Genomic DNA, 20,597 nt, shown 5'->3' on the forward strand with positions numbered 1-20,597 from the left:
CCGCTCACGGCAGCGTGAGGATCTCGCTGCCGGTGTCGGTGACGAGGATCGTGTGCTCGAACTGGGCGGTGCGCGACTTGTCCTTCGTCGTCACCGTCCACCCGTCGTCCCAGACGTCGTAGTCGATCGAGCCGCGGGTGATCATCGGCTCGATCGTGAAGGTCATGCCCGGCTCGAGCATCTCGTGCCGTGACGGGTCGTCGTAGTGCACGACGACGAGACCCGAGTGGAACGCCCGGCCGATGCCGTGGCCGGTGAAGTCGCGCACGACGCCGTAGCCGAAGCGGTTGGTGTACGACTCGATGACGCGCCCGACGACGTTGAGCTCGCGGCCCGGCTTCACCGCCTTGATCGCCCGCATCGTCGCCTCGTGGGTGCGCTCGACGAGCAGGCGGTCCGCCTCGTCGACCTCGCCGGCGAGGAACGTCGCATTGGTGTCGCCGTGCACGCCGCCGATGAAGGCGGTGACGTCGATGTTGACGATGTCGCCGTCCTCGATGACCGTCGAGTCGGGGATGCCGTGGCAGATGACCTCGTTGAGCGAGACGCAGCACGACTTCGGGAAGCCGCGGTACTGCAGCGTCGACGGGTACGCGTCGTGGTCGAGCAGGAACTCGTGCACCACACGGTCGACGTCGTCGGTGGTGGCGCCGGGCTTCACCGCCTCGCCGCCCGCCTGCAGGGCCTGGGCGCCGATCCGCCCGGCCACCCGCATGGCCGACAGGATCTCGGGGGTCTGCACCCAGGGATCGGTGCTGCGCGCGGGCGCGGGCTTGCCCACGTACTCGGGGCGGGGGATGTGCGGTGGCACCGGGCGCAGCGGCGTCTGCTCCCCGGGCCGCAGCGGAGCGCGAACCGGCATGGCTCCAGCGTAGGCGCCCCGCGAGCGGGACCGGGCGCCCGTCCACCTCACCCGTCGAGCGCCGCACGCCGGCCGACCGAGCCGTCCCGGCCGCCGCCGCGGAACGCTCAGGTGCGGCGGGCGCGCACGAGACGCGCGACCGCGCGCCAACCGAGCACCAGCACGCCCAGCGAGACCGTGGCCACGATCGCGAACGACAGCGGCAGGCGGCCCGTGAACGCTGCGCGCAACACCAGCCCGACGATCGCCGCTCCCGCCCACACCGCGAGCCCCGAGCGCCAGCCCAGCGGAGCGCGCCACGTGCGCCCGGCGAGTGTGCCGACCGCCGCGCCGGCCACGAACGGCGCGGCGGTGAGGAGGGTTGCGGCAATCGACTCGTCGTGGCTCGCTCGCCCGAGGGCGGCGAACGCCACGACGGCGACGGCATCGAGCGCCAGCCACCCGGCGCGAGGGCGGGTCGGCGTCGTCGCGGTCAGAACAGCACCGTCGCGAACGACCCGACCTGCTCGAACCCGATGCGCTCGTAGGCCCGCCGGGCCGGGGTGTTGAACGCGTTGACGTAGAGGCTCGCGACCCTCCGCGCACGCACGAGGTGGGCGACGACGGCCGCGGTGCCGGCCTGACCGAGCCCGCGCCCGCGCCAGTCGGGGTGCACCCACACGCCCTGGATCTGGCCCACGCGCGAGGACAGCGCGCCGATCTCCGCCTTGAACGCGACCTCGCCGTGCTCGAAGCGCACGAACGCCCGACCCGTGCCGATCAGCTCGGCCACGCGGGCGCGGTAGCCGGCGCCGCCGTCGCCCAGGCGCGGATCGACGCCGACCTCCTCGAGGAACATCGCGATCGCCGCGGGCAGGTAGCGCTCGAGCTCGTCGGGACGGGCCTGGCGCACGGCGGGGTCGGGGGCGACGGACGGCGCCACCGCGGTGGCCATCAGCGGCTGGTCGGGCCGGACCTCGCGGGCGGTGTCCCAGGAGTCGCTGAGCTCCTCCCAGAGCGGGAGCACCAGCTCGCGGCGCCCGACGAGCGAGGAGCAGTTGCGGCGCCGGCGACGGGCGCGCTCGGCGAAGTGCCGCACCTCGGTGCGGTCGCCGCGCAGCGGCACGAGGTTCGCCCCGGAGAAGCACAGGCCGTCGAGGCGGCCCCCGACGCCCCAGAGCTCACCGCCCAGACGCCAGGGTTCGACTCCGACCGTCTCGACCCGCGAGGCCACCATGCAGGTGGCGACGGGGTCGGCGTCGAGGGCGCTTCGCACCTTCGACCGGTCCCGGTCGTCGAGCAGCCGCGCACCGGCGGTACGGAGCACCCGTTCAGCCTGCCACGTCCGGGGACGGAACTCCCAGTGGAGTCCCCCGGAACACCCGTGTCCCTACACGAGTGCGGGGCGTTCCCAGGGTCGGCCGAGGACGTGGTGGTCGAGGAACGCCCACACCGTCCGGTACCAGAGCTTGGCGTCACCCGGTTGGAGCACCCAGTGGTTCTCGTCGGGGAAGTAGAGGAACTGGGACTCCACGCCCGTGCGCTGCAGGTCGTACCAGAGCCGCAGGCCCTCGGAGATCGGGACGCGGTAGTCCTTGTCCCCGTGGATCACCAGCGTCGGCGTGGTGATCGACTTGATGTGCCGGTGCGGCGAGTGGGCGTCGTAGCGGTCACGCTCGTCGAGCGGGTCGCCCCACTCGCGGCGCCAGTGGAAGGACGCGTCGGTGGAGCCGACGAAGCCGTCGAGGTGCCAGATGCTGGCGTGGGTGACGATCGCGGCGAAGCGGTCGGTGTGCCCGGCGATCCAGTTGGCCATGTAGCCGCCGAACGAACCGCCCATGGCCGCCACGCGCGTCGCGTCGACGTCGTCACGGGCCACGGCCACGTCCGTGACGGTCATGAGGTCGGTGTAGGGCAGGTCGCCCCACGCCCCGGTGGCGGGGTCGAGGAACTGCTGGCCGTACCCGGTGGACAGACGCGGGTCGGGCAGGAGCACCGCCCAGCCGCGCGCGGCCATCAGCCACGGGTTCCAGCGCCACGACCACGCGTTCCAGCTCGACAACGGCCCACCGTGGATCCACAGCACCAGCGGGGCCGGGGAGGCGGCCGACGCTCCGCCGGGCAGGACGAGCCAGGAGCGCAGGGCCGTGCCGTCGGCGGCGGTCGCGTGGACCTCGGTGAGCGTGCCGGGCAGCGGGTCGATCGCGGTGACCCCGCGCAGCGGGGTCGGCTCCTGGTCGGGGCTGGTCGGGTCGAGGCGGACCGGCGTCGGCGGCGCGTCGACCGCGGACCGCAGCGCGTACAGCGCCGTTCCGTCCGCCGCGGCGACGACGTCGGTGTAGGCGCCGCTCGCGGTCAGTCGCGTGACGGACCCGTCGGTGATCGACACCCGCAGGACCGGCCCGTGCCCGAGCTCGTCCACGACGACGTACGCGACGTCGCCGCCGGGCGCACCCGTGATGCCGCGGACGTGCCGGGCCTCCTCGGGCAGGACGTCGCGCTCCGCGTCGATCCCACCGGGCGTGTCGACCAGCGGGCGCGCCTTGAGCGTGTGCGCCATGCCGCGGCCCGGGCGGGGGTGGCGCTCGCGGACCCAGAGCAGCCATCGGCCGTCGGGGGTGATCACCGGGGCCTCGTGGTCGGCCCCGGGCTCGTCGCCGACGACCGTGCGCCCCTCGGGACCGTGCAGCTCGAGGCGCCGCCGCCACGACGCGGGGTCGGCGGGGTCGGGGACCTCGACGACCACCGCGACCGTCCGCCCGTCCGGGCTGATCGCGCTGCCGCCGAAGCGCTCGGCCTCCCCCGGCGCCACGTGCTCGGGCTCGCCGTAGCCGGCGTCGGGGCCCGACGGACCAGTGGGGTCGGGCGGTGCGCAGCGCTGGAGGTGCGCGCGGCCGGGCCCGAGGTCGTGGTCCCAGAAGCGCACCGGGAAGTGGGTGTGCAGGCGCGCCGAGACCGCCGCGGCCTCACGCGCCTCGCGCTGCTCCTCCGCTGTCTCGTTGCTGCCCTCGACCGGCATCGGGGTGACCAGGGCGAGCGTGCCGGCCTCACGCGCGACCGCGAACCCGCTGACCCCGCCCGGACGCTCGGCCACCGGGCGCGCCTCCCCTCCCGCGGCGGGCAGCAGCCACAGGGCGGTGCGGTCCTCGCTCGGCTTCTCGGCGACCGGGTCGGCGCGGCGCGAGGTGAACAGGAGGTCGCCGTCGGGGGTGAAGGCGGCCGACGACTCGCCGGTCGACGACCGCGTCAGCCGCCGCGGGGCGCGCTCGCCGCCGGGGTCGAGCTCCCACAGCGACGAGGCGTACTTCTTCCCGTCGGCCGAGAGCTCCGAGACCGTGGTGACGAGCCGCGATCCGTCCGGGGACAGCGCGAGGCCCGCGCAACGACGGGTGGCGGCGAAGGCGTCGAGATCGTCGAACGTGCTCACGGGCCCATCCGATCACGAGGTGCGCCTCGGCTCACCGGGGCGTCAGCCCACCGTGACCTGCGGGGCGCCCGTCTCGCCGTCGATCGGCTCGCCGGCCTCCTCGGCGAGGCGCATGGCCTCCTCGATGAGGGTCTCGACGATCTGCGCCTCGGGTACGGTCTTGATGACCTCGCCCTTGACGAAGATCTGGCCCTTGCCGTTGCCGGACGCCACGCCGAGGTCGGCGTCGCGGGCCTCGCCCGGACCGTTGACGACGCAGCCCATGACGGCGACGCGCAGCGGCACCTCCATGCCCTCGAGGCCGGCGGTGACCTCGTCGGCGAGCTTGTAGACGTCCACCTGCGCGCGCCCGCAGGACGGGCAGGAGACGATCTCGAGCTGGCGCGGGCGCAGGTTCATCGACTCCAGGATCGACAGGCCCACCCGGACCTCCTCGATCGGCGGCGCCGACAGCGAGACGCGGATGGTGTCGCCGATGCCCTTCGCGAGCAGCGCGCCGAACGCCGTGGCCGACTTGATGGTGCCCTGGAACGTCGGCCCGGCCTCGGTGACGCCGAGGTGCAGCGGGTAGTCGCACTGCTCGGCGAGCAGCTCGTAGGCGCGCACCATCGTCACCGGGTCGTGGTGCTTCACCGAGATCTTGATGTCGTGGAAGTCGTGCTCGGCGAAGAGTGAGGCCTCCCACAGCGCCGACTCGACCAGCGCCTCGGGGGTCGCCCTGCCGTACTTGGCGAAGATGCCGGGCTCGAGCGAACCGGCGTTGACGCCGATGCGGATCGGCGTGCCGGCGTCCTTGGCCGCCTTGGCGATCTCGCCGACCTTGTCGTCGAACTTCTTGATGTTGCCGGGGTTGACGCGCACCGCGGCGCACCCGGCGGCGATCGCGGCGAACACGTACTTCGGCTGGAAGTGGATGTCGGCGATCACCGGGATGTTCGCCTTCTTCGCGATCGCCGGGAGGGCCTCGGCGTCGTCGGCCGACGGGCACGCCACGCGCACGATGTCGCAGCCCGCCGCAGTGAGCTCGGCGATCTGCTGCAGGGTGGCGTTGACGTCGGCGGTGAGCGTGGTGGTCATCGACTGCACCGACACCCGGTGGTCGCTGCCCACACCGACCCCGCCGACATCCAGCTGGCGGGTCTTGCGGCGCGGGGCGAGCACCGGGAGGGCTTCGGGCAGGCCGAGGTCGACGGTCATCTCTCTCCTCGACGAAGTGGACGCGTCGTCACCCAGTCTGCCCCAGCGTCACCGACCTCGCCGGTGGCACCGACCACGCCCCTCAGACCACGCCCCTCAGAGGGGCAGCTCGATCGGGTTGACGATGTCCGCGGCGATGACGAGCGCGCCGTAGGCCATGATCAGCACCGCGAAACCGACGCCGATCGGCATGAGACGGGCCAGGTCGACCGGCCCCGGGTCGGGCCGCCCGCGCAGGCGCGCGATCCGCTTCTTGATCGCCTCCCACACCGCGGGCAGCACGTGACCGCCGTCCAGCGGCAGGATCGGCAGGAGGTTGAGCAGGAACAACGACAGGTTCACCGCGGCCAGCAGGTTGAGGAACATGGCGACCTCCTCGAGGATCGCCTGGTCCCGCTCGAGCACCTGTCCGCCGAGCACGGACACGCCCACGACGCTCACCGGCCCCTCGACGTCCCGCTCCTCGCCGAGGAACACCGCACCGAACAGCCCGGGCACCTTCTCGGGCAGGCGCGCGACGGCCTCGACGGTGCGCCCGAGCAGGGCACCGCCCGCCGTGACGACGGCGCCGGCGTCCTGGCGCACGAGCGGGCTGGTCGGCTCGATGCCCAGGAACGAGGCCGTGACGTAGCGCCGTTCGTCCGGCGGCGACCCCTCGGGTGCCGGACTGAGGTCGGCGACCTGGTTGTCGATCAGAGTCGGGAAGAGCGTGAGCTGCTGCGTACCCGCCGGCGTCTCGCGCTCGACGACCACCGGCACCGTGCCCCGGGCCTCGCGGATGGCGATGACGAGCGGGGACCAGTCCGTGAACGGCTGCCCGTCGAACTCGACGATCCGGTCACCCGGCTGGAATCCCGCCTGCGCGGCCGGGGTCGGCGGCGCGCCGGGCGGGCACTGCGTCGTCTGCGCCTGCGAGGCCGGCAGGACACAGGCGCTGACCGCCTTCACCACGGGCTGGGGCGTGGGGACACCGATCGCCATCAGCGTGATGGCGAAGAGGGCGATCGCGAGGATCAGGTTCATGAACGGACCCGCCAGCATGACGATGATCCGCTTCCACGGCTTGCGGGTCCAGAACTGGCGGTCCTCGTCGCCGGGCTCGAAGTCGCGGACCGAGTCGGCGCGGACGTCGTCGACCATGCCCTGGAACGGGCCCGAGCGGCGGCTGCGCCCGACGAGCTGGCCCGGCGCGGGCGGCACCATCCCGATCATGCGGATGTAGCCGCCGAGCGGGATCGCCTTGATGCCGAAGCGCGTCTCGCCCTTCTTCACCGACAGCACCGTCGGACCGAAGCCGACCATGAACTCGGGGACGCGGATGCCGAACTTCCGCGCCGCGGTGTAGTGGCCGAGCTCGTGCCAGGCGATGGAGAGGAGAAGCCCCACCGCGAAGAGCACGATCCCCAGGACGAGCATCACGGCGTCACACGGTAGCCCCGGGAGCGGTGTGCCCTGCGTGGGGTGGTGCTCTCGGGGCGGGCGGCCTCACCCACCGGTGTCGTCAGGAGCTCCCCGGCCCGGCGGCGCGCCCACCGCTCGGCGGCGTGCACGTCGTCGACGTCGCGCGGGTCGCGTTCCCACGCCCCCGCGTCGTCCAGGACGGCGGCGAGGGTCTCGTCGATGCCGGTCCACGCGCAGCGCCCGGCGAGGAAGGCGGCGACGGCCTCCTCGTTGGCGGCGTTGTAGACCGCCGGCAGACAGCCCCCCGCCGACCCCGCCGCCCGCGCGAGCTCGAGCGCCGGGAAGGCGACGGTGTCGACCGGCTCGAAGGTCCAGGCGGTCGGAGCGGCGAAGGTCTCGGGCCTGCTCGCGCCCGCCAGACGCTCGGGCCAGGCCAGCGCGAGCGCGATCGGCATGTGCATGTCCGGCGGGCTGACCTGGGCGATCGTGGCGCCGTCGACGAAGGTCACCATCGAGTGGATCATCGACTGGGGATGCACGACGACGTCGATGCGCTCGTAGGGGACCCCGAACAGCAGGTGCGCCTCGATCAGCTCGAGACCCTTGTTGACCAGCGTCGACGAGTTCAGCGTCACCACGGGCCCCATCGCCCACGTCGGGTGGGCCAGGGCCTGCTCGACGGTGACGCCGGCGAGCTCGGTGCGGGGGCGTCCGCGGAACGGGCCGCCGGACGCGGTGAGCACCAGGCGCGCGACCTCCTCGGGCCGGCCGCCGCGCAGGCTCTGCGCGAGCGCCGAGTGCTCCGAGTCCACCGGCACGATCTGCCCGGACCCCGCCGCGCGGGTCACCAGCGGCCCGCCGGCGACCAGCGACTCCTTGTTGGCCAGCGCGAGCGTGGCGCCGGCGGCCAGTGCGGCCAGGGTCGGCGCGAGGCCCCGCGATCCGTCCATCGCGTTGAGCACCACGTCCGCGCCCGACCCGGCGAGCTGGGCCGCCGCGTCCGGGCCGGCGAGGATCTCCGCGCCGGTCCGTCCCTCGAGGTCCGGCGCGGCCGCCGGGTCGGCGACCGCCAGCATCGGCACCCCGAACTCGGCGGCCTGCTGGGCCAGCAGATCCGGGCGCCCGCCACCGGCCGCGAGGCCCGTCACGACGAAACGGTCGGGGTGCGCGCGGACGATGTCGAGGGCCTGCGTGCCGATCGAGCCGGTCGACCCGAGCAGGACGAGCCGGCGGGGTGGTGGGGATGTGCTCATCGCGGCTCATCATCACCGGCCGGTACAGCGCGCGGTAGGTGGGCGCGCGGTAGGTTGGGCGGGCCCCGGCCCTCAGCGCGAACCAGGAGACCTCGTGGCCACCAACAGCCCCGCTCGGCAGGAGCACGGCGGTGACGTCGCACACCACGACGGCCATCACCGCGCCCCCGTGGTGGTCAACGGCGTCTCGTCGGACGACGAGCCCTCGGTGGAGTGGGGCTGGCACGGCCACTACCCGAAGGTCGCGCGCCTGTCCGGCTTCCTCGTCGCCGCGATCATGCTGATCATGCTCTGGGGCAACCACGAGGGCCGCCAGGAGGAGATCTGGCTGGTCGCGCTGGCCATCGGGTTCTTCGCGCTGTCGCTCGGCGCGATCATCCGTTCGCGGACGTCCTGGCGGCGGTGAGCGCTCCGCCGGCCCCGCCGACCGGCTCGACCGAGCGGCGGGACCGGCCCTCGGCCCTGCGCCGATGGCTCCTCGAGGGCCTCGTCGATCGCGGCTCGCAGTACTCGGGCCCCCACGCCCGCCCCGCACCGGAGCGCGAGGGCAAGCCGTGGTGGCGCGTCATGTGCCTCACCGGCGTCGACTACTTCTCGACGCTCGGCTACCAGCCCGCCGTGGCGGTCGTCGCCGCCGGGCTGATCTCGCCGATCGCGACACTGGTCCTCGTCGTGCTGACCCTCGCCGGCGCCCTGCCGATCTACCGGCGCGTGGCGCGCGAGAGCCCGCACGGCGAGGGTTCCGTGGCGATGCTCGAGAAGCTGCTGTCGTACTGGTGGTCGAAGCTGCTGGTGCTCGTGCTCCTCGGCTTCGCCGTCACCGACTTCCTCATCACGATCACCCTCTCCACCGCCGACGCGACCGCGCACGTCGTCGAGAACCCGCTGGTCGGCGGGACCCTGCACGGATGGGAGGTGCCGCTCACCTGCGCGCTGGTGATCCTGCTCGGCGTCGTGTTCCTCATGGGCTTCGCCGAGGCCGTCGGCATCGCGGTGGTCGTCGTGGCGACGTTCCTGCTGCTCAACCTCGTGGTGGTCGCCGGGGCGCTCTACCGCGTCGCCACCGAGCCGGTGCGCATCGTCGACTGGGGCGACGCGCTGCTCACCCAGCACGGCAACCCGCTGGTGGTCGTGGCGATCGCGCTGGTCGTGTTCCCCAAGCTGGCGCTCGGCCTGTCGGGCTTCGAGACCGGCGTCGCGGTGATGCCGCTGGTGCGCGGCGCCCCGGGCGACACGGAGAAGAACCCGGCCGGCCGGATCGCCGGGGCGCGCAAGCTCCTGACGACCGCCGCGCTGATCATGAGCGGCTTCCTCGTCACCTCGAGTTTCGTGACGACGCTGCTCATCCCGCTCGACGAGTTCGGCCCGACCGGCCAGGCGAACGGCCGCGCGCTGGCCTACCTCGCGCACGAGCAGTTCGGGGCGGCGCTCGGCACCGTCTACGACCTGTCGACGATCACGATCCTCTGGTTCGCCGGGGCGTCGGCGATGGCGGGCCTGCTCAACCTCGTGCCGCGCTACCTGCCCCGCTACGGGATGGCCCCGAACTGGGCGCGGGCCGTGCGGCCCATGGTGCTGGTGTTCACCACGCTCGGGATCTTCATCACGATCATCTTCGACGCCAGCGTCGACGCGCAGAGCGGCGCCTACGCCACCGGCGTGCTCGTGCTCATCACGTCGGCGTCGATCTCGGTGACGCTCTCGGCCCGCGCCAAGGGCCAGCGGGGCGCGATGACCGGCTTCGGGATCATCGCCGTCGTCCTCGTCTACACGACGGTCGCGAACATGATCGAGCGTCCGGAGGGCCTCAAGATCGGCCTGATGTTCGTGGCCGCGATCTTCGTCGTCTCGTTCCTGTCGCGGGTGCTGCGCAGCACCGAGCTGCGGATCACCGCGGTGCACCTCGACAAGACCGCGCGACGCATCGTCCGTGAGGCCCACGAGAAGGACCCGCAGTCCAGGATCCGGCTGGTGGCCAACGAGCCGGACCGCCGCGACAAGCGCGAGTACCAGGACAAGGAGCTCGAGGAGCGCTACGACCACCACATCCCGTCCGGAGACGCGGTGGTGTTCGTGGAGATCACCGTCGACGACCCCTCGAACTTCGAGTCCGAGCTGCACGTCCTGGGCGAGGAGCGCCACGGCTACCGCATCCTGCGCGCGCGCAGCTCGACCGTGCCGAACGCCATCGCCGCGCTGCTGCTGCACCTACGCGACGTCACCGGCACCGTGCCCCACGTCTACTTCGAGTGGGACGAGGGCAGCCCGGCCACCAACCTCGCGCGCTACCTGCTCTTCGGCGTCGGCGAGGTCGCCCCGGTGACCCGCGAGGTGCTCCGCGAGGCCGAACCCGACCGCTCCCGCCGCCCCGCCGTCCACGTCGGCTGATGTGAGCACTTTCCGGGCCTATCGGCCCGGAAAGTGCTCACATCGCTCAGACGGGGGAGGCCGGGATCGCGGCCTGGACCTCCTTGGCGGCCTTCCGGGCGGCCACGAGGACGGCGTCCCAGACCGGCGAGAACGGCGGGGCGTAGGACAGATCCATGAACGTCATCTCCTCGACGGTCATGCCGTTCCAGATCGCCGTGGCGAAGACGTCGATCCGCTTGCCGGAGCCGGCCCGACCCACGATCTGCGCGCCCAGCAGCCGCCCCGTGCGCTGCTCGGCGAGCACCTTGACCGTCATCAGTTCCGCCTCGGGCCAGTAGCCCGCCGTGGTCGTCGACTCCACGGTGGCGGTGACGTAGCCGAAGCCCGCCGCCGACGCCTCGGACTCCGAGAGCCCCGTGCGCCCGATCTCCAGCGAGCAGACCCTGCTGATCGCCGTGCCGATCACGCCCGGGAACGCGCCGTAGCCGCCGGCGATGTTCGTGCCGATGATCCGCCCGTGCTTGTTCGCGTGGGTGCCGAGCGCGATGTGCACGCCCTTCCCCGAGAGCCGGTGGTGGACCTCGACGCAGTCGCCGCCGGCCCACACGCCCGGCGCGGCCTGCATGCGCACGTCGGTGACGATCCCGCCGGACGCGCCGATCGTCAGTCCGGCGTCCGCGGCGAGCGCGACGTTCGGCTTCACGCCGAGGCCGATGACGACGATGTCGGCGGGCAGCACGGTGTCGCCCACGCGCACCGCGGTGACCCGTCCGTCCTCGCCGACGTCGAAGCCGTCGACACCGGTGCCCGTGAGCACCGTCATGCCCATGCCCTCCATGGCCTCGCGGATCAGCGCGCCCATGTCGGGGTCGACCTGCGTGAACGGCTCGGGCGCCTGGTCGATGATCGTCGTCTCGAGCCCGCGCACCACCATCGCCTCGGCCATCTCGACACCGATGTAGCCGGCCCCGACGACGACGGCCCGCCGGCGATCGCCGGCTCGGTCCTCCCCGTCGTCGGGCTGGCCCGGAGCGAGGTCCTCGACGATCTCCTCGCCCTGCTCCAGCGACTGCACGCCGAAGATGCCCTCGGCGGCCGCGCCGGGCAGCGGCGGCACCGTCGGCACCGCGCCCGTCGCGATGACGAGCTCGTCGAACCCGAGGTCGTAGGTGTCCCCGTCGTCCACGCCGCGGACGCTGACGGCCCGCTTCTCCAGGTCGATCGCCGTCGCCTCGGTGCGCATCCGCACGTCGATGCCCGCCTCGCGGTGCTGCTCGGGCGAGCGCGCGATCAGCTCGTCGCGGTCGCCGACGTGCCCGGAGATCCAGTAGGGGGTGCCGCACGCCGAGTAGGACGTGTAGTGCCCGCGCTCCAGCACGACCACCTCGAGCTCGCCGGAGTCCGCGTGCCGCAGGGCGGTCGACGCGGCGGACATGCCGGTGGCGTCGCCACCGACGACGACGATGCGCTTGCTCATGAATCTCCGTCCCTGCGTCGGCCGGGAGTACTGTGCCGCCGTGACCGAGGCCGCGGAGATCGAGGTCGACGGCCGGACGGTGCGTCTGACCAACCCGGGCAGGGTGTACTTCTCGGCCCGGGGAGAAACCAAACTCGACCTCGCGCACTACTACCTCTCGGTCGCGGACGGCATCGTGCGCGCCCTGCGCGACCGGCCCTGCATGATGCATCGCTTCCCCACCGGGACCGACGGCGAGAAGGTCCACCAGAAGCGGCTGCCCAAGGGTGCTCCGGACTGGGTGCCGACCGTGCGCGTGCACTTCCCCCGCTACAACCGCACCGCCGACGAGCTGTGCGTCGCGAGCCCCGCCGACGTCATCTGGGCGGTCCAGATGTCCACCGTGGAGTTCCACCCCTGGAACACCCGGGCCGCCGACGTCGAGACCCCCGACGAGTGGCGCATCGACTTCGACCCCATGCCCGGCCCCACCCCCGGCACGGAGTTCCCGACGATCCGGCGCGTGGCGGCCGTCGCGCACGAGGTGCTCGACGAGCTCGGCGCCGTCGGCTTCCCCAAGACCTCGGGCGGCAAGGGACTGCACGTCTACGTCCGCATCCGTCCCGAGCACTCGTTCACCGAGGTGCGGCGGGCCGCGCTGGCGTTCGCCCGCGAGGTCGAGCGGCGCGCCCCCGATCTGGTCACCACCGCCTGGTGGCGCAAGGACCGCGAGCCCGGCACGGTCTTCCTCGACTGGAACCAGAACACCCGCGACCACACGATCGCGTCCGCCTACTCGGTGCGCGGCACCCCGGAGGCGCGGGTGTCGGCGCCCTTGCGCTGGGACGAGATCGACGACGCCGAGCCGGGCGACTTCACGATCGCGACGATGCCCGCGCGCTACGCCGAGGTCGGCGAGCTGCACGCGACCATCGACGACGAGGTCTTCGACCTGCGCGCCCTGCTCGATTGGGCCGACCGCGACGACGGCGTCCCCGACGAGCCCGACGAGCCGCCCGAGGTGTGAGCCTCACCCGCGTACCGGTCGGGTGACAACCGTGGACCTGCGCCTCACCGGGGGACGGGCGGACGGCGCCGGATCGGTCGATCTCAGAACCGGACGCCGTTCCAGGGCACGCTCGGCGCGGCCACCAGTCGCGCGAGCCGCCCGGCGGCGCCCGGCGTGCGCTCGGAGAGCCGCCCGGCCCGCGCGAGCACCCGCGGGTCCACGCCGCCGAGGTAGAGCGAGCCGAGCGCCGCCGCGTCCAGGGCGACGTCCGGCGCGGCGGTCGTGGTGACGACGCGCGGCTCGACGGGGTCGGTGGTGTCGAGCAGCCAGGTCCCCGCGGCGTACCCGGCCGGGTCGTCCACCGCGAGCACGATCTGCTCGGTGACGGGGTAGCGGCGCGCGCCCAGCGCGCCCGGGACGTCGAGGATCCGCAGCCAGAGCATCTCGCGACTCGCGCCGGGCGCGGCGGCCCGGGGATCGGTGAGCAGCCAGGGCAGCGGCTCGTCGGTGGACGCGTCGGTCCAGGTCACGGCGCCGACGAGGTCGAGCGACGCCAGGTGGCGCCACAGCTCGCGGTACGACTCGGGTGTGGTCGCCTGCAGGTCGAGCACGGCGATCTCGCCGGCCCCGCCCACCCAGTCCTGGGCCACGCGGTAGACGACGTAGCCACCCGGTCGGCCGGTGCCGTCCGACCACAGCACCGCGTGCCGGCCCGGGTCGCCGCTCAGGCCCCCGAAGAGGTTCGCCCCGGTCATCAGCGCGGTCCACGAGGACTCGCTGCGGTCCATCGACCCCGGGTGCCGCCGCCGGGCGCGGTCCTGCACGGGGGCGGCCGCCGAGGGCAGCGTCGCCGGCTCGAGGGTGCGCAGGCGGCCGGTCGGGTCGGGTTCGCGGAACGCTGCGCCACGCGTGTCGAGGCGCAGCGCGCGGTTCCAGCTGGCGAGCCCGAAACCGAAGCGCTCGTACAGCGCACCCTGGGTGGACGTGAGCGCGGCGACCGGGGTGCCGGCGCGGGCGGCCTCGGCGAGGTCGTCGACGAGCACCGCGCGCAGCAGCCCGCGACGCCGGTGGGTGGAACGGACGCCGATCGCGGTGACGGCGTCGACGATCACCTCGCCGCCGGGCACCGACATCCGCGTGTCCCAGGAACGCAGGGTCGCGACGGGCGCGGGGTCGGCGGTCTCGTAGACCCCGCGCAGCCGCGACCCGACGAGGTCCGCCGCCGCCCGCGCGAGATCCCCCGGCTCCACCCGGGGGCGCAGGAAGGCCGCCAGCATCGCGCGGGTCCAGGTGACGGTGTCCGCGTCGGCCACGCCCTCGGTGGCGTGCGGGACGATCCGGCGGACCTCGTGCGTCACTGCCGAACCATCACTGCCGTGCGGTGGCCGCGAGCTGACCGCACGCCGCGGCGATCTCGCGGCCGCGGGTGTCGCGGACGGTGCACGCGACGCCGCCGTCGCGCACCCGCCGGACGAACTCCGCCTGCACCGGGGCGGGACTCGCGTCCCACGTGCTGCCCGGCGTCGGGTTGAGCGGGATGAGGTTGACGTGCACGAGCCGGCCGAGGTGCTTCGATGCCAGCTTGGCCAGCAGGTCGGCGCGCCAGGGCTGGTCGTTGACGTCGCGGATCAGCGCGTACTCGATCGAGATCCGCCGCCCGGTGACCTCGGCGTAGCGCCGCGCCGCGCCGAACACCTCGGCGACGGGCCAGCGGGTGTTCACCGGCACCAGGGTGTCGCGCAGCTCGTCGTCGGGGGTGTGCAGCGAGACGGCGAGGGTGACCTGCAGGCCCTCGTCGGCGAGCCGGTGGATCGCCGGCACGAGCCCGACCGTCGACACGGTCACCGAGCGCTGCGAGAGCCCGAGGCCCGCGGGCGGGGCGTCGCAGAGCCGGTGCACGGCGTCGACGACGCGCCGGTAGTTGGCGAGCGGCTCGCCCATGCCCATGAACACGACGTTGGACAGGCGCCGCAGCTCGCTGCCCAGCTCGCCGGCCTTCACCGCCGCGGCCGCCGCGCGCACCTGCTCGACGATCTCGGCGGTCGACAGGTTGCGCTCGAGGCCGTTCTGGCCGGTGGCGCAGAACGGGCAGGCCATGCCGCACCCGGCCTGGCTGGAGATGCAGACGGTGGCACGGTCCGGGTAGCCCATGAGGACGCTCTCGACCAGCGCACCGTCGCCTGCGCGCCAGAGCGTCTTGCGGGTGGAGCCGCCGTCGCAGTCGACCACCGAGGTGGGCGAGAGGAGTTCGGGCAGCAGGGCCGGGCCGAGCGTCTCGCGCGCCGCGGCGGGCAGGTCGGTCATCGTGCCCGGGTCGGACTCGAGCCGCGTGAAGTAGTGGCGCGAGAGCTGGTCGGCGCGGAAGGCCGGGAGCCCGAGCTCGGCGACCGCCTCCCGGCGCCCGGCCGGGTCGAGGTCGGCGAGGTGGCGGGCGGGACGGCTGCGCCGGGTGCCGCGCGGCGAGAGGGACAGGACCGGTCCGGCGGTCGCCTCGGCCTCCCCGGCGGGATCGACCACGGGATCGGTCATCGCGAGCGCAGCATCTCCACGAGGCCGACGCGGTCGGCGGCGGACAGCAGGAGCAGGACGCCCGCGAGCAGGCCGAGCAGGCCCTGGGACACGAAGCCGCCCGCGGTGCCCAGGGTGATCAGGGCGGACAGCAGTCCGGCGGCGACGAGCGCGATCCCGAGCCAGGCCGTCGGACGCTGGCCGGTGGAGCGGCTGAGCAGCCAGAACGCGCCGCCGGTGAGCAACAGCGCGAGGCCGGGCAGGAACGCCGAGCCGCTGAGCAGCCCGAGCACGATCGATGCGACGATCACCGCGACGATCACGCCGCCGCCCAGGCGCAGCACCTCGGTGGAGCGCGACGTGTCGAACGGGCGCGATCCGCGCCGGCGGTTCTCGACCCCGATGCCGATGGCGATCGCGATGCCGACGGCGAGGATCAATGTGCCCACCCCGTCGGCCCCGAGCCCGAGCGTGCCCACGGCCAGCCACACGAGGCCGGCCGCGATCTCGACGAGCACGGGGTCGATGCGCACGGCGCCCCCGCCGCGCCCGGTGCTGCGGCCGCCCCCGCCGGAGCTCCGGCGCGGTGGCGGCGAGCTCTGGCCACCACCCGGCCCGCCGTACCCGCTGAAACCACCGGGGCGGCCGGGGCCACCGTGACCACCGGGGTTGTAGGGACCGCCGGGACCACCGCGACCGGGATACCCGGACGGCGGACGAGGAGGGGGGTACGCGGACACGACATCCACGGTAACGCGACCGCGCCCCTGGTCCGGACGCCAGCCCCGCCCGGCCGGCGCGACGCTCAGACCCCGGATCGCCGCCGGATCTCCTCGACCACGGCGGGTAGCACCTCGTGCACGTCGCCGATCACCGCCCACGTGGCCCGCGACACCATCGGCGCCTCGGGGTCGGTGTTGACCGCGAGGATCGAGCGCGCGCTCATGCACCCCACCCAGTGCTGCGTGGCCCCGCTGATGCCGCAGGCGATGTAGAGGTCGGGGCTGACGCGGGTGCCGGTGAGCCCGACCTGGTCGGCGTGCGGGCGCCACCCGTTGTTGGTGGCGACCCGCGAGCACCCGACCGCGCCGCCGAGGAGACCCGCGAGCTCCTCGAGCACCCCGTAGCCCTCGGCGCTGCCGACCCCGCGGCCGCCCGACACGACGACCGGCGCGGTGGCGAGCGTCATCCCGGTCGCGCGCGCCCGCTGCTCGACGAGGCGGGCGCGCGGCACCGTGGCGTCGAGCTCCGGGACGAACACGCGGACCGTCACCTCGGCGGCCGCGGCCGTCTCGGTGGGCGTGCCGGTGCCGGTGCCGGTGCCGAGCGTGGCGAAGCGGATCGGGGCGTCCAGCTCGGCGTCCTCGAGGAGGATGCCGCCGGACCGTTCCCGGGTGACCTCCCAGGGGTCGCCGGGACCGATCGCCGGCCGGATCTCGGTGCACGCCGTCGCCAGCGGCACCCCGACCCGCGCCGCCGCCCACGCCATGGCCTCGGTGCTCGCGCCGGTGGCCGCCGCGAGTACGGCGCTCGGTGTCTCGGTGGCCACGAGCTGGGCCAGCGCCTCGCCGACGCCGGCGGGCCCGGCGTCGGCCAGCAGCTCGTGGCGCAGCAGGTGCAGCGTGGAGACGCCGCGCTCGGCGAGGTCGTCGGGCAGGTCGTCGAGCAGGTCACCGGCGTCCCCCACGGCCACCGCGCCGACGGCGGCGCCCAGCTCGTCGGCCAGGTCCCGCGCCGCGGCGAGCACCTCCGCGGCCGCGGCCGTCGCGACGCCCTCGCCGTCGCGCTCGATCATGGCGAGCACCATCAGCGCACCATCCCGAGCTCGGCCAGGACGTCCACGACGGCGCCCGCCGCCGCGGCGCCGCGTCCCAGCACGACGGTCTCCGCGCGGGCCTCCGGGCGGTGGCGCAGCCGCAGGGTCCGCAGGCCGCCGGTCGCCGACGGGCCAGACGGCCCGGGAAGCACCCGGATCGGCGCCTTCTTGGCCCGCAGCCGGCCCGTGATCGTCGGGTAGCGGGGCAGGTTGAGCCCCTCGAGCACGGCCGCGACCGCGGGCAGCGGCGCCGCGTGGAGCTCGGTCCCGTCACCGGCGTCGCGGCGAAGGGCCACCGTGTCGGACCCGGGATCGATCCCTTTCACCCCGCCGACCACGGGGCGCCCGAGCGCTGCCGCCACCCGGAAGCCGACCTGCGCGTGCCCGGCGTCGGCCGAGGCCGCCCCGAACAGCACGAGGTCGTAGGGCCGCAGGTCGCGCAGCGCCCCGACGATCGCCACGGCGGTGGCCTCCGGGTCGGGGTCGGCCACCGGCGCCTCGACCCGCACCGCGTGGTCGGCGCCCATCGACATCGCGTAGCGCAGCTGCTCGTCGGCCTCGGGCGGGCCGACGGTGAGCACACCCACGGATCCGCCGGTGCGCTCGGCGATCCGCACCGCCTCCTCGACCGCGCACTCCTCGTGCGGGCCGATGGTGAAGCCGAGGTGGCGGGTGTCGACCGCCGTCGCGTCGGCGGTCAGCAGGACCTCGGAGCCCACCGCCGGGACGCGCTTGACGCAGGCCAGGACGTCCAGCTCCCTCATGACCGTGTCACCGCATCCGGGCGTCGTCGGGGTCGAACAGCGGCCTCCGGCCAGCCCGTGCGACCGTCACCGGGTACCGCTCCCCCAGGTACTCGACGAGCAGCCCGGTGCCCTCCACGGCGTGCCAGGGGGGCAGGTAGGCCATGAGCAGGTGCGTCCCCAGCGACGGGGCGGCGTCCGCGCTGGTGACGTACGACGGCCGCCCGCGCCGGTCGGTGATCCGCGCGCCGCCGGTCGTGAGGATCGGCTCGCCGCCCTGGGGGTGGCGCCGGTGCCCCTCGGGATCGACCGCCGCGTCCAGCGTCAGCGTGCACAGCGTCGCCTCGGGCTCGCCCTCGCGGGCCTTGGTGTACGCGGCCTTCCCGACGAAGTCCGCCGCCTTGAGCCCCCGCGGCGCGAGCCCCGCCTCGACCGGCCCGTGCTCGCCGTCGAGCTCGTGGCCCATGAGCCGGTAGCCCTTCTCGATCCGCGCGGTGCCGCCGTAGACGCCGATGCCGGCCGGCACGATCCCGTGCGGCGCCCCCGCCTCGGCGATCGTGTCCCAGAGGCGCAGGCCGCACTCGGTCGGCGCGTGCAGCTCCCACCCGAGCTCGCCGACGTAGGACAGGCGCAGCGCGAGCACCGGGATCGACCCGATCGTGATCGTGCGGCCGGACGCGAACGGGAACGCGGCGTCGCTGAGCTCATCGGCGCCGGGGTCGTCGGTCGCCGCGGCGAGCACGTCGCGCGCCCGCGGGCCCCAGAGCCCGAGGGTGCACACCGCCGAGGTGACGTCGGCCAGCGCGACGGAACCGTCGGCGGGGAGATGGCGCGCGAACCAGTGCAGGTCCCGCGCCCCGTCCGACCCGCCGGTGACCACCCGGAAGTGCGACTCGCCGAGACGCACGACGGTCAGGTCGCTGCGGAAGCCGCCGTCGGGACCGAGCAGCGGCGTGTAGATCACACGCCCGACGGGCCGGTCCATCTGGGCGACGCACAAGTGCTGGAGGTAGGCGAGCGCCCCCGGGCCGCGGACGTCGAACTGGGCGAAGGCACTCAGGTCGATCATCGCGACGCCGCGGCGCATCGCCAGGTGCTCGGCGACGATGATCGGCGACCACCAGCGCGCGTCCCACTCGTGCGGGCGGCCCACGACCCCGAACTCGCTCACGAGCGGCTCGTTGCACCGGTACCACTGGGGACGCTCCCAGCCCGCGACCTCGAAGAACTCGGCGCCGAGGGCCTCCTCGCGCGGGAAGAACGGCGAGCGGCGGGCACCGCGGTCGGAGCCCCACTGCTCGCGCGGGTGGATGATCCCGTAGGTCTTGTTGTAGCCCTCCGCGGCGCGGGCACGCACGTGGGTGCGGGTGCGCTCGTGGGGCGCGAAGCGGGCGACGTCCGCGGCGTGCGGGTCGATCTCGGGGACGCCCGCGGTCATCCACTCGGCGACGAGCCGCCCGACGCCGGGCCCCTCCTTGATCCACACGGCGGCCGCGGACCAGAGCCCGGCGACCTCCGGGGTCTCGCCCAGCAGCGGGTGACCGTCCGGGGTCATCGAGAGCAGCCCGTTGATCGCGTGCCGGATGCCCGCGTCGGGGCGGTCGAGGATGCCCGCGAACAGCTCCAGCGCCGCCTCCATCTGCGGGTCGAAGTCGTCCGCGGTGAACGGCAGCTGGGTCGGTGAGAGCGCCGCGGCCGCGATCGACGGGATCTCGTCGGGATCGCAGAGGATCGGCCGGTGCGCATAGGACCCGATCTCGAGGTCGGCGCCGCTCTGCCGCTCGTACATGAACGGGTCCATGTCGCGGATGATCGGGAGCGCGATCTCCCGCCCGGTGGCCGCGAGCTCCGCGATCGGGCCCACGTCGATCATCTGGTGCACGGCGGGCGTCAGCGGGATCGTCGCGCCGGCGAGCTGCGCGATCCGGGGGCTCCACACGCCGCCGGCGACCACGACGGACTCGGTCTCGACGTCGCCGCGATCGGTGCGCACGCGGCGCACCCGCCCGCGCTCGGTGTCGATCGCGAGCACCTCGGTGAGCGCGGAGACGGTGAGCGCGCCCGCGGCGCTCGCCCGCTCCCGCATCAGCTCGCCCGCGCGCAGCGGGTCGACCACGGACACCGACGGCGTCCAGAACCCGCGCAGGACCGGCGCGGGGTCGAGGAACGGGACCTTCTCGGCGACCTCGGCCGGGGTGATCAGCTCCGCGTCGATCCCCCACGCCCGCGCCGACGACATCCGCCGGTCGAGCTCCTGGACCCGCTCCGGGGTGCGCGCCACCTCGATGCCGCCACACGTCGTCAGCGTGCCGAGCTCGGTGTACTGGCGCATCGAGTCGCCGGTCAGCAGCGTGATCTCGCGGGAGTGGTCGACCGGGAAGATGAAGTTCGACGCGTGCCCGGTCGAGCCGCCCGGGTCGGGCAACGGCCCCTTGTCGACGAGCAGGATGTCGCGCCACCCCAGCCGCGCGAGGTGGTGCACGACGGAGTTGCCGACGATGCCGCCACCGATGACGACGACCTGGGCCCGGTCCGGGAACGGGGTCACGGCTCTCCTCGGGATCCAGACGTGCTCC

17 protein-coding genes are annotated in these 20,597 nt (G+C 74.1%); 3 read left to right on the forward strand and 14 right to left on the reverse strand.

Translation table 11 applies throughout. The features are described 5' to 3' along the window. Positions 1 to 4: 4 nt before the first annotated feature. The 7 genes from map to dxr all read right to left on the reverse strand — a co-directional run bounded on the left by map (position 5) and on the right by dxr (position 8,119). A complete protein-coding gene (gene map, locus AC2A1K_RS00115) occupies positions 5 to 862 on the reverse strand; it encodes a type I methionyl aminopeptidase (protein ID WP_483894281.1) in 858 nt (285 codons plus the stop codon). A 107-nt stretch (positions 863 to 969) separates the two neighbouring features. Continuing rightward, positions 970 to 1,338 carry a DUF3054 domain-containing protein gene (locus tag AC2A1K_RS00120; RefSeq protein WP_483894672.1) on the reverse strand — a complete coding sequence of 123 codons (369 nt, stop codon included), beginning with the start codon at positions 1,336 to 1,338 and terminating at the stop codon, positions 970 to 972. Continuing rightward, a complete protein-coding gene (locus AC2A1K_RS00125) occupies positions 1,335 to 2,168 on the reverse strand; it encodes a GNAT family N-acetyltransferase (protein WP_483894282.1) in 834 nt (277 codons plus the stop codon). Before AC2A1K_RS00125 ends, AC2A1K_RS00120 begins: the two co-directional genes overlap by 4 nt. Positions 2,169 to 2,231: 63 nt before the next feature. Next, positions 2,232 to 4,268, reverse strand: a complete 2,037-nt coding sequence (locus AC2A1K_RS00130; RefSeq protein WP_483894283.1) for a S9 family peptidase — start codon at positions 4,266 to 4,268, stop codon at positions 2,232 to 2,234. 42 nt (positions 4,269 to 4,310) lie between these two features. After that, positions 4,311 to 5,465: a flavodoxin-dependent (E)-4-hydroxy-3-methylbut-2-enyl-diphosphate synthase gene (gene ispG / locus AC2A1K_RS00135; RefSeq protein ID WP_483894284.1), complete on the reverse strand. Its 1,155-nt coding sequence runs from the start codon at positions 5,463 to 5,465 to the stop codon at positions 4,311 to 4,313. A gap of 96 nt (positions 5,466 to 5,561) precedes the next feature. Then, positions 5,562 to 6,881: a M50 family metallopeptidase gene (locus tag AC2A1K_RS00140; RefSeq protein ID WP_483894673.1), complete on the reverse strand. Its 1,320-nt coding sequence runs from the start codon at positions 6,879 to 6,881 to the stop codon at positions 5,562 to 5,564. Continuing rightward, positions 6,881 to 8,119, reverse strand: a complete 1,239-nt coding sequence (gene dxr, locus AC2A1K_RS00145; protein WP_483894285.1) for a 1-deoxy-D-xylulose-5-phosphate reductoisomerase — start codon at positions 8,117 to 8,119, stop codon at positions 6,881 to 6,883. Before dxr ends, AC2A1K_RS00140 begins: the two co-directional genes overlap by 1 nt. A 94-nt stretch (positions 8,120 to 8,213) precedes the next feature. Here dxr and AC2A1K_RS00150 point away from each other — a divergent pair, with 94 nt between their 5' ends. Continuing rightward, complete coding sequence (locus AC2A1K_RS00150) at positions 8,214 to 8,525, forward strand: DUF2631 domain-containing protein (protein WP_483894286.1); 312 nt, start codon at positions 8,214 to 8,216, stop codon at positions 8,523 to 8,525. Then, positions 8,522 to 10,507: an APC family permease gene (locus tag AC2A1K_RS00155; RefSeq protein ID WP_483894287.1), complete on the forward strand. Its 1,986-nt coding sequence runs from the start codon at positions 8,522 to 8,524 to the stop codon at positions 10,505 to 10,507. The genes AC2A1K_RS00150 and AC2A1K_RS00155 overlap by 4 nt, the downstream gene beginning before the upstream one ends. A 46-nt stretch (positions 10,508 to 10,553) precedes the next feature. Here the strand turns inward: AC2A1K_RS00155 and AC2A1K_RS00160 are convergent, their stop codons facing one another. Further along, on the reverse strand, positions 10,554 to 11,966 hold the full coding sequence (locus AC2A1K_RS00160; RefSeq protein ID WP_483894288.1) for an FAD-dependent oxidoreductase: 1,413 nt from the start codon (positions 11,964 to 11,966) through the stop codon (positions 10,554 to 10,556). Here AC2A1K_RS00160 and ligD point away from each other — a divergent pair. Then, a complete protein-coding gene (ligD, locus tag AC2A1K_RS00165) occupies positions 11,965 to 12,972 on the forward strand; it encodes a non-homologous end-joining DNA ligase (protein ID WP_483894289.1) in 1,008 nt (335 codons plus the stop codon). The genes AC2A1K_RS00160 and ligD overlap by 2 nt on opposite strands. An 83-nt stretch (positions 12,973 to 13,055) precedes the next feature. On the opposite strand, the gene AC2A1K_RS00170 is transcribed toward ligD, so the two are convergent. The 6 genes from AC2A1K_RS00170 to AC2A1K_RS00195 form a co-directional block, all read right to left on the reverse strand. Next, on the reverse strand, positions 13,056 to 14,312 hold the full coding sequence (locus AC2A1K_RS00170; RefSeq protein ID WP_483894290.1) for a GNAT family N-acetyltransferase: 1,257 nt from the start codon (positions 14,310 to 14,312) through the stop codon (positions 13,056 to 13,058). Between the two features lie 10 nt (positions 14,313 to 14,322). Further along, entirely contained in the window at positions 14,323 to 15,483 is a 1,161-nt protein-coding gene (rlmN, locus tag AC2A1K_RS00175; protein ID WP_483894291.1) for a dual-specificity RNA methyltransferase RlmN, read from the reverse strand. Beyond that, positions 15,480 to 16,202, reverse strand: coding sequence for a hypothetical protein (locus AC2A1K_RS00180; protein WP_483894292.1), 723 nt, complete (start codon positions 16,200 to 16,202; stop codon positions 15,480 to 15,482). The genes rlmN and AC2A1K_RS00180 overlap by 4 nt, the downstream gene beginning before the upstream one ends. 65 nt (positions 16,203 to 16,267) lie before the next feature. Continuing rightward, a complete protein-coding gene (locus AC2A1K_RS00185; protein WP_483894293.1) occupies positions 16,268 to 17,269 on the reverse strand; it encodes an electron transfer flavoprotein subunit alpha/FixB family protein in 1,002 nt (333 codons plus the stop codon). Next, a complete protein-coding gene (locus tag AC2A1K_RS00190) occupies positions 17,269 to 18,042 on the reverse strand; it encodes an electron transfer flavoprotein subunit beta/FixA family protein (protein WP_483894294.1) in 774 nt (257 codons plus the stop codon). The genes AC2A1K_RS00185 and AC2A1K_RS00190 overlap by 1 nt, the downstream gene beginning before the upstream one ends. Before the next feature lie 7 nt (positions 18,043 to 18,049). Further along, the gene (locus AC2A1K_RS00195; RefSeq protein WP_483894295.1) at positions 18,050 to 20,569 is read right to left on the reverse strand and encodes a GcvT family protein; all 2,520 of its coding nucleotides are present in this window, start codon (positions 20,567 to 20,569) and stop codon (positions 18,050 to 18,052) included. Between the last annotated feature and the right edge of the window lie 28 nt (positions 20,570 to 20,597).

Source organism: Actinomycetospora sp. 2LY8.5, from assembly GCF_057180585.1.